The sequence below is a fragment of the Streptomyces sp. NPDC048442 genome (genome assembly GCF_040651475.1).
GTDB lineage: Bacteria > Actinomycetota > Actinomycetes > Streptomycetales > Streptomycetaceae > Streptomyces.
Map to the genome: position 1 here is coordinate 159,179 of NZ_JBEZKB010000004.1, position 12,725 is coordinate 171,903.

Below are 12,725 nucleotides of genomic sequence, written 5' to 3' on the forward strand. Positions count from 1 at the left end.
AACACACCGTGAGGGTGCAGGTGCAGGACAGTAACACCGGTGTACGACACCTCTAAGTGGCCGTCCGCATTTTGGACACTTGTCTCAAAAAGCATTTCCGCAGCTCAAGTACCGTGTGCGCACACTGTTTTCAGACCGCGAAACCACTGCCAGCCCCCGCAACCGCTCAGGAGACGCCCGTGTCCCAGCCCGCCGCCACGACCGCAGCCATACCTGCGGCCGCGACCGCCGAACTCCGTGCCGTCGAGTGGTCCGGAGACCACTTGCGCCTCATAGACCAAACCATCCTCCCCCATCACTTCGCTTACGTCGAGATCCGCGATACGGCCCAACTCGTGGACGCCATAGTCCGGTTGGTGGTACGCGGCGCTCCCGCGATCGGCGCGGCCGGTGCCTACGGGGTGGCTCTCGCCATGATCGAGGGAGAGCGCGAGGGCTGGTCCCGCGAGCAGGTCCTGGCGGCGGTCCACCGCGTCCACGAGGCCCGTCCGACCGCGGTGAACCTCGCGGTCTGCGTGGACCGTGTCCTGCCGCACCTTGACGCCGGGCTGCCGGCCGTCCTGGCCGAGGCCGCCGCGATCCAGCGCGAGGACATCCGGGCCAACAAGGACATGGGGGTGTTCGGCGCCGACTGGCTCATCGCGCGCACCGGTCTGACCCGCCCGCTGCGCATCCTCACCCACTGCAACACCGGTGCGCTGGCCACCGCGGGCTGGGGCACCGCACTCGGCGTCATCCGTGAGCTCCACGCCCGCCAACTGGTCGAGCTCGTCTACGCCGACGAGACCCGCCCCCTCCTCCAGGGCTCCCGCCTCACGGCCTGGGAGCTCGACTACGAGGGCATCGCGCACTGCGTCCAGGCCGACGGCGCCGCGGCGGGCACCATCCTGCGCGGCGAGGTGGACGCGGCCGTGGTCGGGGCCGACCGCATCGCGGCCAACGGCGACACCGCCAACAAGGTCGGCACCCTGGGCGTGGCCCTGGCCTGCGCGGACGCGGGGATCCCGTTCCTCGTCGCCGCGCCCACCACCACCGTCGACGTCGCCACCGCCTCGGGCGACGACATCCACATCGAGCTCCGCGACGGGGACGAGGTGGTGAACTACGGCGGCGCCCGCACGGCCCCGCCCGCCACCCGGGGCCACAATCCGGCCTTCGACGTCACCCCGGGCCGGCTGATCACCGCCCTCGTCACCGAACGGGGCGTCCTCGACTTCGGGGCGGGCGAGCTGCCGGGCAGCCACTTGGCGTGACGGCTGCCGGGGCCGGCGGCCGGGGCCTGCTCCTGCTACCGGCCCCGGCCCCGGCCCCGGTTCGCCAGGGCGGGCCGGTCAACGGTTCCGGTTCGCCAGGGCGGGCCGGTCAACGGTCCCGGTCAACGGTCCCGGTTCGCCAGGGTGAGTTCGAGGAGCCACTCGACGACCTCGGTGTGGTGGCGGGCCCGGCGGGCGTCCGCACCCCACACGTACATGCCGTGACCGGCGACCACGACGGCGGGCATCCCGGGGTTGCGGGCGGCCTCCAGCCGGTCGCCGAGCACCTTCATGTCCTGGCTGTTGGCGATCACCGGGAGGGTGACGTCGACGCCCTCGGCCGGCTGGCCGACACCCTTGAGCATCTCCAGGTCGCGGAAGACGATGCCGCCCGGCTCGCGGTGTCCCATCGCTACCGAGGCGACGGTGTGGACGTGCACGACCGCGCCCGCACCGGTCAACCGCGCGACACGGGCGTGCAGTTCGGCCTCGGCGGAGGGCCTGCCCTCGCCTATTGCCGCGCCGTCGGCGTCGACCAGGACGACGTCGGATTCGGTCAGCTCGCCCTTGTCGTGGCCCGACGCGGTGACCGCGAGCCGCAGCGGGTCCCGGGACAGGACCTGCGAGAGGTTCCCCGAGGTGCCGCGCATCCAGCCGAAGGACGCGAAGCGCGCCGACTCGGCGGCCAACACCGCGCCCGCCGCCTTGAGTTCCCGCTCGGACACGCCGCCGGACAGATCACTGGTGCTGCTGCTCATGCTGTGCTCACTTGCCTCTCGGGTGGATCCGGTCGAATGTCGCCGCTTCGGGGTGGTCGCCCACCCCCGCCTCGTAGTACGGCTCCCCGGCCCGGCGGACCCCGGCGGTCTGCCAGCCGGCCGCACGGGCCGCGTCCAGCTCACCGGGACGGTCGGAGAGGAAGAGGGTGCGGTCGGCGGCCGTGCCGATGGCACCGGTGATGGCCCGGTACGAGGCGGCCTCCTGCTTCGGCCCCGCGTTCTCGGTGTCGTACAGGCCGCTGACCAGCGACGAAAGGTCCCCCTCCGGGGTCGAGGCGAACCACGCCCGCTGGGCGGACACCGACCCCGAGGAGTACACGTAAAGGCTCAGCCCTGCGGCCTTCCAGGCGTGCAGCGCCGGCAGGACGTCCGGGTAGAAGTGCGAGACCAGTTCGCCGCGCGCGAAGCCCTCCGCCCACACGATGCCCTGGAGGGTCTTCAGCGGGGTGGCCTTGCGGTCCTCGTCCAGCCAGCCGTTCAGGAGGGCCTCGATGCGGGCCGCGTCCGCGTCGGGCTCGCCCGCCAACTCCCGTACCTGGGCGATCGCTCGGGCGACCTCGGGCTCGGCGGCCCGCTCGCTCAGCAGCGCACCGAAGCTCGCCCGCGAGTACGGGTACAGCACGTCGACGACGAAGCCCGTGGCGCTCGTGGTGCCCTCGATGTCGAGGACCACCGCGTCCACGTCGTACACAGGAGTCACTGTGCGACCTCTGCCTCTGCTTCGGCGGCGTACGCGGCGGTGATCGTGTCGAAGTCGGGGAAGCGCGCGGCGATCGGGGACCCGGTGAAGTTCCCGATCCAGCCGTCCTCCTCGTGGAAGAAGCGGATCGCGGTGAAGGAGGGGGACGTGCCCATGTCGAACCAGTGGGTGGTGCCGCGCGGCACGCCCAGCAGGTCGCCCTTCTCGCAGAGCACCGCATGCACCTCGCCCTGCGCGTGCAGGTAGAAGATCCCGGACCCGGCGACGAAGAAGCGCACCTCGTCATCGTCGTCGTGCGTGTGCTCCTGCAGGAACTTCGCCCGCGCGGCCGCGGCTTTCGCCGGGAACTCCGGGTCGTCGCCGGGGTGCAGCGCGACCACGTCGACCATCTTGAAGTCTTCCTCGGCGGTCAGCTTGTCGATGTCCGCACGGTACGCGGCGGACACCTCCTCGATCCCGGCGTCAAAGGGCACGTGCTCCAGGACCGGCCACTGCTCGTACCGCACGCCGATCGGGGCGAGCGCGGCGGCGATCTCCGCCGGGTCGGCCGTACGGCGGACGACGGTCTCGGGGCCGGACTCGGGCCAGGTGGTGAGGAGGGTCACGGCGACTCCAGGGCACTCGGAAGGCAAGGACGTACGAAGAGCGAACAGAAAGGGTAGCCCGCCCATCCAGCACCTGGTACGTACATTTCAGGTACTGGGACGCACGCCACCCCGCACGCCCCCGCACTCCACCCCGCACGCCCTCGCACGCCCCTGCCGGTCAGAGACGGAAGATCCGGCGTGCGTTGCCGGACAGGAACAACTCCGTGGTCTCCTCGTCCAGTTCCAGTTCAGCGAGGTGCTCCAGCGCCCGACCCGGGGTGATCATGGGGTAGTTCGAACCGAACAGCACCTTCCTGCGGCCCCGGCCGCGGAAGTAGTCGACCAGTTCGCGCGGGTAGCGGCGGGCGGTGTAGGCGCTGGTGTCGATGTAGACATTGGGGTGCTTGTCGGCCACCGCGATCATCTCCGTGGTCCACGGGTAGCCGATGTGCCCGCACACGAGGGTGAGCTCCGGGAAGTCGAGCGCGACCTGGTCGATGTACGGGATGGGGCGCCCGGTCTCGGACGGGCGCAGCGGCCCGGTGTGGCCGACCTGGGTGCAGAACGGGACGCCCAGGTCGACGCAGGCCGCGTAGAGCGGGTAGTACAGCCGGTCGGTGGGCGGGAGTTGCCACAGCCAGGGCACGATCCGCAGGGCCACGAAGCCGAGTTCCGTCACGGCACGGCGCAGTTCGCGCACGGCCGCGACCGGCCGGGTGAGGTCCACCCCGGCCACCCCGCGCAGCCGTCCTTCGGACTGGGCCACGAAATCGGCGACCTCGTCGTTGCTGATCAGCGCGCCCTCGGGGCCGTACCAGGCGGACGAAAGGCCGATCTCCACATCGGCGGCGACCATCGCGTCCACCGTCGCCCCGACCGGCAACGGCTCTGTCAGCAGCTCCATCCCGGTCCATCGGCGCAGGGACTCCAGCATGTCGTGGTTGAAGTGGCGGACCGTGGGGTGCTGCATCCACGCATCGATGACCGGCACGGAATCCCTGCCCTTCTCACAGACACTTCCTAAGCGATCGCTTATCACGACACTAGTCCCTGCCCGTCCTCAACTGCCACCCCTTGCTCGGGAGTTGTCAGACCCGAAGAGGTGCCGCCACCTCCGCTAACGCTTCGGGCCCCGGACCGTATAGACCGCGAAGCCGGTGGCTGCCAGGACGAGGGCCGTCCAGCTGCCGGCCTCCGTACCGGGCGGCAGCATCATCCAGGCCAGTATCTGCGTCGCCACGTCCGTCCCGGGCGGGACGATCAACGAGAACGACAGCCATGCGACCGGCAGGACCCACGCGTACTGTCCCCCGAACCAGGCAGCTCCCAGGGCGACAAGTCCCATCAGCCCCGCAGCGTTGCGCGCGACGAGGGACGGGGACGCCGGCTGCCCGCTCATCGTCTGCACCGCCAGCAGCACCCCGCCGATCAGCACCCCGGCGAGCAGTAGGTGCGCCGCCCGGCGGGGCATCCAGCGGATCGCGGCCGTCCGGTCCAGTGCGAGGTCCTGCCCGCCGAGTCCGACGGAGAACGCCGTCGCCCCCGCGGCGAGGATGAGCGCGGCCAGCCGCGGATCCGCAGGCCCTCCGCCGCCGAGCCTGGCGAGTGCCCACACCACCAGCGCGCTGAGCACCACCACGGCGAGCGAGGCGGGCACCTGCCGCGCACGCGCGTACAGCGTCAGCCATCTCACTGGAGCGCACCGCCGTTCAGTACGGCGAGCGCGTCGCCCGAGCAGGAGACCGCGGCGGCGTGCGCGGCGGCGATCCGCTTCCGCTGCTCCGCCTGCGGCAGCGCGGTGAGCTTCTTCCAGACCGGGCGGCCCATGACGTCCTGATCCTTCGCGGAGTGCATGGTTCCGTCGAGCGGTCGGAGGTCCTCCCCGAGCACCCAGGCGGCCGCGATGCTCTGTGCGACAGCGTCCTCCTGCGTACCGCTCTCGGTTTCGCTGCGGGGGCGGCACAGCGGGACGACGCCCTGGGCGACCAGGGCCCGGGTCAGCTGCCGGTCGCCCTCGGCGCCGCCGAACACCCCGTCGTCGAAGTCGACGAGTACGGCGTCGCGCGGCCGCTCCGGCGTGGCGCTGAGTGCCCGCAGGGCGGTCGTTTCGCGAACGGCGACGGGTGCCCGGTCGCCCAGCGCGCCGCGCAGCAGCCGCAGCGCCTCCTTGCCGGGGCCCGCCAGGTCGTCGAGCCGCGCCCCTCGCGCCGTCGTCACACACACCGGCCCTTCACACACCTGCTCCGCCGCGGCCCGGTCGACCACATACGTGTCGCGGGCATCGGCCGGCAGCAGGAGCAGGGCGAGTGCCCCGCCCGCCAGAAGAGGGGTGAGGGCGAGCAGCCGGGCGCGCAGACCGGCGACGGCCAGCAGCGCGAGGCCCGTCGCGGCCATGCCGAGCAGCCAGAGCGTCTGCCCGAGGTGCACGGGGAGGGAGAGCGTGAGGAGTGTTTCGCGTACGTCCACCACTGCCGGCGACAGCAGCGACAGGGGATTCGGCACCGCGGAGACCGGCAGCACCGAGTCCGAACTCTGGACCTGGCGAAGGAAGTTGTTGAACAGAAGGGCGGCCACGGCCAGCGCGGGCGGGGTGAGGGCGGAGGGCAGGGCCCGCGCCACCCCCATGCCCAGGACGGCGCCCGCGCCCAGTGCGAGCGCCCCCACCAGCGAAATGGGCAGCCAGCCGAGGTGGGTGTACGAGGCGTCACCGGCGAGCACCTGTACCGCGCCCACGAGGACGAGGAGGACGAAGGCCGAGACCAGGGTGAACGCCGTCGTGCCCGCGAGGGCGGCCGCGCGGTGCCGGGTGGGCCGCGGAGTGCTGGTCAGCAGCTCGGACATCTTCGAGCGGGGGTCGCGCAGCCCCTGCAGCGCTCCGAGTCCCACGGCGAGCGGCCACAGGAAGGCCAGGAGGTAGCGGGTCCACAGGGCCATGGAGGTCCACTGGCCCGTCCACCGCGCGGTGCCGTTCCACCACGCTCCGGGGATGAGGTAGAGGAACGCGAGCGCGGCCACCAGGACGACGGCGCCGGCCCACGGGGCGACGGACCGGCGCAGTTCGATGCGCAGGATACGGAGGTTCACCAGGTGCCGCCCGTCCGTACCGGGTCGGCCAGCAGCGCCGAGTAGCCGCGCTCCAGCGGGCTGTCGCCCACGTGTTCCGGGCCGCCCGCCGCGGCCAGCTCGTCCGGGGTGCCCTGGAAGACCAGCCGTCCCTCGGCGAAGAGCACCACGTCGGTGCAGGCGGCGGCCACGTCCTCCACCAAGTGGGTCGAGACGACCACGCAGGCGTCCGTCCCCAACTCCTGGAGCAGATCGCGGAACCGCAGCCGCTGCGCCGGGTCCAGGCCGACCGTCGGCTCGTCGAGGAGCAGCACCGACGGGTCGTTGACGATGGCCTGGGCGATGCCGGCCCGCCGCACCATCCCGCCCGACAGGGCCTTCATCCGCTCGTCGGCGCGGTCGGCCAGGCCGACCCGCTCCACGGCGCGCTGCACCGCTGCGGGGATGTCGGCCGTGGGCACCTCCTTCAGCCATGCCATGTACTCGACGAACTCGCGCACGGTAAAGCGCTTGTAGTAGCCGAACTCCTGCGGCAGGTAGCCGATCCGGCGGCGCAGCGCACGGTGCTCGCCAAGCCCGCCCGCGGACTCCCCGAGCAGCTCCAGCTCGCCCTCGGTGGGGCGCAGCACGGTGGCCAGCGCCCGGATGAGGGTGGTCTTGCCCGCTCCGTTGGGGCCGAGGAGACCGTGTACGCCGGTGCCCAGCGACAGGTCGAGGCCGTCGACGGCCATCCGCTTCCTGCCGACCCTGACCTTCAGCCCGGTCGCCCGGATCTCCCAGGCGTAGGCCGTGGGGGCGATGTCGGCCCTGCTCACTGCGCTCACACGCTTCCTCTTCTTCTCTCTCGGTTCTTTGGGTTCTTCGGGTTCTTTGAGCTCTTTGGGTTCTTCGGGTTCTTCGGGTTCTTCGGGTTCTTCGGAGGGATTCAACGGTGGGCTCCCAGCACGGTGTACGCGCCCCTGCGGGCGACCACGACGCCGATGCCGAGCGCGAGGATCAGCCCCCACACCGGCAGTCCGTACGGCTGCAGGGCGAAGGCCGTACGGCTGGTGGCCAGGGTCGGCGCCACCACCGCGACGGCCCATGCGGCCACCAGGCCGACAGCCGCGCGGGTCACGCCGATGACCCCGCCGAGCGCCAGGGTCATCGAGGTGAAGGCCAGGCAGGGCAGCAGCCACTGCGCGGCCGTCACGCCCGTCGCCCATCCCCCGGCCAGCAGCGCGGGGATCACCACGGCGAGTACGGACGCGGTGCGCCGCAGCACCAGTTGGAGCCCCGCCCTCGGTGTGGAGGCCGTCAGCTCGTACGCCGGGTCCAGGCCGCGCGACCACGAGGCGGCCACGCCGCACACGGGCAGGACGGGGGCGAACAGCAGCATCAGCGACACCCGGCCGGGGCCCACCAGGTCCAGCAGGAGGGCGAGCAGCGTCACCACCAGGACCATGGCCAGCCACGGCACCATGACGGGCGTCGTCCACGCCGACAGCCGCGCCCTTCGCCGCCGCACCGGCGCCGGGGCGGCGGCGGCCAGTTGGTGTTCGAGGCCGGACCAGACGGCGTCGGTCAGTACCGTCACTGCGGGCGCCCCGACCGCCACGGCGGCCGACAGCAGGTCACGGCAGCCCCGGCACCCCTCCAGATGGGCCTCCAGGGCCCACACCTCGTCCGCGACGAAAGCCGAGTCGCCGCGCACGTACCTCTCGATGAGCCGTGCCGAAGCGTGTTCCACGTGGTTCATGCCAGCGCCTCCCGCATCACGGTCCGGGCCCGGCGGGCACGGGTCTTGACCGTTCCCTCGGGCAGTCCGAGCAGAACGGCGGTCTCCCTGACGGACAGTCCGTCGAGCACCATGGCCTGCAGTACCTCTCTGAGTTCCGGCGCGAGGCGCCGCAGCGCGTCCCCGACGTCGCCGCCGACGGTGGCCACCAGCGCCTCGTCCTCCGCCGCGGGCGCAACGGGGTACGGAGCGGCGGCGGGCGGCGGCTCCGCGTGGTGGGCCCTGCGCCGGAACGCGTCGACGAGACGGCGGGCTGCGATCGTCCACAGCCAGCCGACGGCCGTTCCTCCGGTCCGGCTCCCGGCGAAGGTGCCCGCCGCCCGCCACACCGCCAGGTACGTCTCCTGCATGACCTCGGCAACGATCTGCTGGTCGGCACAACGCCTGCTCAACCGCACCGCCAGCCACGGCGACGTACGCCGGTACAGCTCCTCGAAGGCGGCCCGGTCGCCCCGGGCCACCCGTCGCAGAAGACGCTCGTCGTCCAGGTCCTGCGGCGCTGCCGCCCTCGCTCGCTTCACACCTGCTAGACGTGCGGCAGGGGCCGCAGGTTTTCCCCGGGGGGTGATCCGGGTCACATCCGGATCGCGTCCGGCCGCCCTCGACATCGCCCCGGGGGACGGCCTCGTGCGCGACCGCTGTCGGGTTCCCACAGGCCCGGCCCGTCGTCCCTGGCCGTACGCCGCTCCCTCCGGCAGTTCCGGCCCGGCGAGGATGCAGGGGTGACCGTTCCCCTGGATCCCGCAGATCCCGCCTTCGCCCGCGACCCGTATCCGTACTACGCCCGCCTGCGCGACCGGGCGCCGGTGGCGCGGATCCCGCTCGCCAACGGCACCCACGCCTGGCTCGTCACCGGTTACGAGCAGACGCGGGCGGTCCTCGCCGACCCCCGCTTCTCGAACGTGCCCCCGAAGGCCGCGGGGCGGCCGAAGAACGACTCACCCGCGCAGCACGCCCGTGCGTGCCTGGCGCGCCACATGCTCAACTCCGACGCCCCCGACCACACCCGGCTGCGGCGGCTGACCGCTGCCGCCTTCACCCCTCGCCGCGTCGACGCGCTGCGGCCCCGGATCGAAGAGCTGACCACCGGTCTGCTGCGGGATCTGGCGGGCCGCCTCGAAGGCGGGAAGCACGTCGACCTCGTGGACTCCTTCGCCTTCCCGCTGCCCGTACTGGTCATCGGCGAGGTGCTCGGAGTGCCGGAGGCCGACCGGGCGGACCTGCGGGACTGGACGTACCGGGTCGGCTCGCCCGCCGGCGCGCTGGAGCCGGGCGCGGTGGACGAGGCGTGGACCTGCCTGTACTCCTACTTCACCGAGCTGATCGCACAGAAAAGGCGCGCACCGGGGAGCGACCTCTTCAGCGCCCTCACCCAGGACGCGACACAGGGCGGGCTCGACGACGGGGAACTGCTCGCCATGGCGTTCCTGCTGCTGTTCGCGGGCTACGAAACCACCATGAACCTGCTGGCCTCGGCGTCCCTGTTGCTGCTCACGCACCCGGAGGAACTGGCGTCCGCGCACCGGGACCCGGCCCGCTGGCCGGCCGTCGTCGACGAGACGCTGCGGCACGCCAGCCCGCTGGAGGGCACGACCTGGCGGCACACGACCCAGGACGTGGACCTCGGCGACGGAGTCGTCATACCCGCGGGCGCCTCCGTCCTCGCCGTACTGGCCGCCGCCAACCGCGACCCCCTGCACTTCCCGGAACCGGACGCCTTCCGCCCCGGCCGGTACCTGGCCGGTGCCTTGTCCGGGGCTTCGGCCGGGGCATCGGCCAGTGCATCGGCGGATGCTTCGGCCAGTGCCTCGGCGGATGCTTCGGCGGGCGCTTCGGCCAGTACATCGGCGGGCGCCTCGGTGGGTTCGGGTGCTCCTGCCAGTGCTTCGGCCGCCGGCCCTCGCACAGCGCCCCACACCGCCTTCGGCCACGGCCCGCACTTCTGCGTCGGCTCACGGCTGGCCCGCCTTGAGGCGACGATCGCGCTCCCCCGGCTCTTCGCATCCTTCCCCGGCCTGCGTCTGACCGCCGATCCTGCAGAACTCCCCTACCGTCCGGGCCTCCTCGTCCGTGGCCCCCGCCGCGTCCCGGTCACCACAGGCGACCGTGCCGGCCGGCCCCTCGGCCTCTCATGAGCGGCGGTGGTAGGCCTTGTTGGCGATGTGCCAGCTGTCGTCGACGCGGACCAGCAGGAACCAGCAGGAAGATGTCGGTGAAGGTGTCCGCGCCGTGCGAGAGGGTCATGGTCGCGGTCGCGACGGCGCCGTGGACGTCGACGGAGTCGATCCGGCGGGAGCGGGTCGGTTCGTCGGGGGCCGGCCGGCCGTGGAAGAGAGCGCAGTACTCGTCCAGACTCGTCCAGCGGCCACGAGACGAACGCGCCGTCCCGGATCCCCTCGATGTGTGCGGTGGGCAGGAGCGCCTCGCGGAAGTGGGTGGGGTCGCCGGTGGCGTGTCCGCGGATGTAGGCGCGGAGCGGTTCGAGTACGGCGTCCTCCACGGCGGGGACCGTGGCGGCGGCAGCGATGACGTCTGCGGGCGAGGTGTTCCGGCGCCACGCCCTGGCGACGCTCAACGAGGCCGACCGTGCCGTTCGCGCGGTACGAGACGCTCACGACGGGGCGTTCGACCGGCCGCCGGCCGTCGGTGCGACCCCCTCGCCGGCCTCGGGGATCGCCCCCGAAGCCGTCCGGGGCCATCCGGGGCCTGCCGTATCCCTCCGATGGAGCCTGCTTCCCGGGCTCGCTGTGGTCACCGATGCGCCGCCGGGGCTGCCCCCTGACCAGCGGGTCGAACGACGGTTCCTCGGGCTGGACGGCATGGTCGTCGTCCGGCCCGTGGGTCATCCGCAGGCCGGGCGCGGTCCGGTGCGCATGGAGACGCCGGCCGACCAGACCTGGGCCGAGGACAACGACGGCTCGGCGGCGCTGCTGCGCCAGCACGCCGCCCGGGCCGGAGTCGGAGTCCGCATCGACCTCGCCGCGGCCGATCTGCTCGGCAAGCCGGCCCTGGTAGCGACCGGTCACGCGATCGCGCTGATACCCGGGGTGCTGACGTGCGCCGATACGGCTACCGTGAGGAAAATGACGGGAATCGACGCTGACCGGCAGTGGTCCGAGTCCATGCCTGCGGCCTATGAGCAGTACCTGGTCCCGGTGGTCTTCCGGCCCTTCGCCGATGACCTGGCCGCCCGGGCGTCGGCACTCCGCCCTCGGCGGATCCTCGAACTGGCCGCGGGTACGGGCGTTTTGACGTCGGGCCTGCTCGCGGCGGTACCGTCGGCCGAGGTGACGGCCACCGACCTGAACGAGGCCATGGTCGCCTTCGGGTCGTCCCGGGCCCCGGGCGCGGTGTGGCAGCAGGCCGACGCACAGCGGCTGCCGTTCCAGGACGGAGGCTTCGACCTGGTGGTCTGCCAGTTCGGCGTGATGTTCTTCCCCGACCGGGTCGCGGCCTTCACCGAGGTCCGCCGGGTGCTGGCCCCGGGCGGCAGGTTCCTGTTCAACACCTGGGGCCCGATCGGCACGCACGCCTTCGGCGCCGCGCTGCAGGCCGGGCTGGAGCGGGCCTATCCGGTCGACCCGCCGCGGTTCCTCCCGACGGTCCCGCACGGCTACGCCGACCCCGCCGTGGTGGCCGCCGACCTGGCGGCCGCCGGGTTCGCCGTCGAGGAGCAGCAGGAGCTGACGCTGGAGGGCCGGGCCGCGTCGGCCGCCGATGTCGCCACCGGGTTCCTCACCGGGACGCCGGTGCGCGCGGCCGTGGAGGAGCGGGGCGGCGGGCCGGCCGTCCGGGCCACCGTCGTCGGGGAGATGACCGCTCGTCTGGGCCCGGGGCCGGTTGCCGCCCCGATGACGGCGTACGTCTTCCAAGCCTCGGCCTGAACGCAGGGTGCGCACGGTGGGGCGGGTCGCTCAGTCCTGCTTGCTCTGGCGCGGGGGTGGTTCGTGGGCGGTTCGGGCAGCCAGTCGCGGGCCGGGTCGTACCCCAGCACCCCGGGCCCTTTTGGCGCTCTATGCAGTCAATTGCCTTCGTGACCCTGATCTCATTCGAGAGCGCCCTTCGGAGTCGGTCTTGTGCCGTGCGTGCCCGCCCTGTTCTGATCTTGCAACCGCGGCCGGCACCAGCTCGGCCCGGCACCACAGGCACCACAGGCAGCACACATGCGACCTGGCTCAGGGGGAGTTGAACATGGGCTCGGCGGAGGTCACCTATCTGCACCCCGACGGAACGCTGTCCGTACTGGACGTCCCGGTCGGGACCAGTGTCATGGCGGCGGCGGTCGGTCACGGGATCGACGGGATCGTCGGTCAGTGCGGGGGCCGCGCCGTCTGCGGCACCTGCCACGTCTTCGTGGACGCGGTGAACGGCTCCGTACTGCCGGAACCGGATGCGGACGAGGACGACATGCTCGACTACACGGCCGAGCCCCGCACCCACTCCAGCAGGCTCGGCTGTCGGCTCACCGTGGGCGAAGGGCTCACCTCGCTGGCCGTCCGGCTGCCGGAAGCCCAGTGCTGACGGCAGGTCCGTCGACGGCAGGTCCGATGGTGTCCGAGATGAGGA

Annotated in this window: 14 protein-coding genes and 2 pseudogenes; 5 read left to right on the top strand and 11 right to left on the bottom strand. The window is 72.4% G+C overall.

Annotated elements, in window-relative coordinates; all coding sequences use genetic code 11:
• The first annotated feature begins 179 nt into the window (after positions 1 to 179).
• Positions 180 to 1,253 (top strand): S-methyl-5-thioribose-1-phosphate isomerase, encoded by a 1,074-nt coding sequence (mtnA, locus tag AB0D18_RS08460; RefSeq protein WP_362414313.1) that lies wholly within the window; start codon positions 180 to 182, stop codon positions 1,251 to 1,253.
• Positions 1,254 to 1,375: 122 nt separating this feature from the next.
• On the opposite strand, the gene mtnB is transcribed toward mtnA, so the two are convergent.
• From mtnB to AB0D18_RS08505, 9 genes are all read right to left on the bottom strand, one after another.
• Positions 1,376 to 1,990: a methylthioribulose 1-phosphate dehydratase gene (gene mtnB, locus AB0D18_RS08465; protein WP_362414707.1), complete on the bottom strand. Its 615-nt coding sequence runs from the start codon at positions 1,988 to 1,990 to the stop codon at positions 1,376 to 1,378.
• A gap of 28 nt (positions 1,991 to 2,018) precedes the next feature.
• Positions 2,019 to 2,732 carry an acireductone synthase gene (mtnC, locus tag AB0D18_RS08470; protein ID WP_362414315.1) on the bottom strand — a complete coding sequence of 238 codons (714 nt, stop codon included), beginning with the start codon at positions 2,730 to 2,732 and terminating at the stop codon, positions 2,019 to 2,021.
• Entirely contained in the window at positions 2,729 to 3,337 is a 609-nt protein-coding gene (locus tag AB0D18_RS08475; protein WP_362414317.1) for a cupin, read from the bottom strand. The genes mtnC and AB0D18_RS08475 overlap by 4 nt, the downstream gene beginning before the upstream one ends.
• 160 nt (positions 3,338 to 3,497) lie before the next feature.
• Positions 3,498 to 4,289, bottom strand: a complete 792-nt coding sequence (locus AB0D18_RS08480) for an amidohydrolase family protein (RefSeq protein WP_362414319.1) — start codon at positions 4,287 to 4,289, stop codon at positions 3,498 to 3,500.
• A 147-nt stretch (positions 4,290 to 4,436) separates the two neighbouring features.
• On the bottom strand, positions 4,437 to 5,012 hold the full coding sequence (locus AB0D18_RS08485) for a hypothetical protein (RefSeq protein ID WP_362414321.1): 576 nt from the start codon (positions 5,010 to 5,012) through the stop codon (positions 4,437 to 4,439).
• Entirely contained in the window at positions 5,009 to 6,403 is a 1,395-nt protein-coding gene (locus AB0D18_RS08490) for a hypothetical protein (protein WP_362414323.1), read from the bottom strand. Before AB0D18_RS08490 ends, AB0D18_RS08485 begins: the two co-directional genes overlap by 4 nt.
• On the bottom strand, positions 6,400 to 7,206 hold the full coding sequence (locus tag AB0D18_RS08495; RefSeq protein ID WP_362414325.1) for an ABC transporter ATP-binding protein: 807 nt from the start codon (positions 7,204 to 7,206) through the stop codon (positions 6,400 to 6,402). The genes AB0D18_RS08490 and AB0D18_RS08495 overlap by 4 nt, the downstream gene beginning before the upstream one ends.
• Before the next feature lie 101 nt (positions 7,207 to 7,307).
• Complete coding sequence (locus AB0D18_RS08500) at positions 7,308 to 8,120, bottom strand: zf-HC2 domain-containing protein (protein ID WP_362414327.1); 813 nt, start codon at positions 8,118 to 8,120, stop codon at positions 7,308 to 7,310.
• Positions 8,117 to 8,620 carry an RNA polymerase sigma factor gene (locus tag AB0D18_RS08505; RefSeq protein WP_362414709.1) on the bottom strand — a complete coding sequence of 168 codons (504 nt, stop codon included), beginning with the start codon at positions 8,618 to 8,620 and terminating at the stop codon, positions 8,117 to 8,119. Before AB0D18_RS08505 ends, AB0D18_RS08500 begins: the two co-directional genes overlap by 4 nt.
• Positions 8,621 to 8,881: 261 nt before the next feature.
• On the opposite strand from AB0D18_RS08505, the gene AB0D18_RS08510 reads away from it, so the two are divergent.
• Complete coding sequence (locus tag AB0D18_RS08510; RefSeq protein ID WP_362414329.1) at positions 8,882 to 10,294, top strand: cytochrome P450; 1,413 nt, start codon at positions 8,882 to 8,884, stop codon at positions 10,292 to 10,294.
• Here AB0D18_RS08510 and AB0D18_RS08515 read toward each other — a convergent pair.
• Positions 10,251 to 10,511 carry a nuclear transport factor 2 family protein gene (locus tag AB0D18_RS08515; RefSeq protein ID WP_362414711.1) on the bottom strand — a complete coding sequence of 87 codons (261 nt, stop codon included), beginning with the start codon at positions 10,509 to 10,511 and terminating at the stop codon, positions 10,251 to 10,253. The genes AB0D18_RS08510 and AB0D18_RS08515 overlap by 44 nt on opposite strands.
• Before the next feature lie 22 nt (positions 10,512 to 10,533).
• Positions 10,534 to 10,659: pseudogene (locus AB0D18_RS08520) on the bottom strand (nuclear transport factor 2 family protein); the annotation flags it as partial.
• 28 nt (positions 10,660 to 10,687) lie between these two features.
• Between AB0D18_RS08520 and AB0D18_RS08525 the strand changes: the two are divergent.
• The 3 genes and pseudogenes from AB0D18_RS08525 to AB0D18_RS08535 form a co-directional block, all read left to right on the top strand.
• A pseudogene (locus AB0D18_RS08525) lies at positions 10,688 to 11,221 on the top strand (LysR substrate-binding domain-containing protein); the annotation flags it as partial.
• Positions 11,222 to 11,281: 60 nt separating this feature from the next.
• Positions 11,282 to 12,043: a class I SAM-dependent methyltransferase gene (locus tag AB0D18_RS08530; RefSeq protein WP_362414713.1), complete on the top strand. Its 762-nt coding sequence runs from the start codon at positions 11,282 to 11,284 to the stop codon at positions 12,041 to 12,043.
• A 307-nt stretch (positions 12,044 to 12,350) separates the two neighbouring features.
• Positions 12,351 to 12,680: a 2Fe-2S iron-sulfur cluster-binding protein gene (locus AB0D18_RS08535; protein WP_362414331.1), complete on the top strand. Its 330-nt coding sequence runs from the start codon at positions 12,351 to 12,353 to the stop codon at positions 12,678 to 12,680.
• Positions 12,681 to 12,725: the final 45 nt, after the last annotated feature.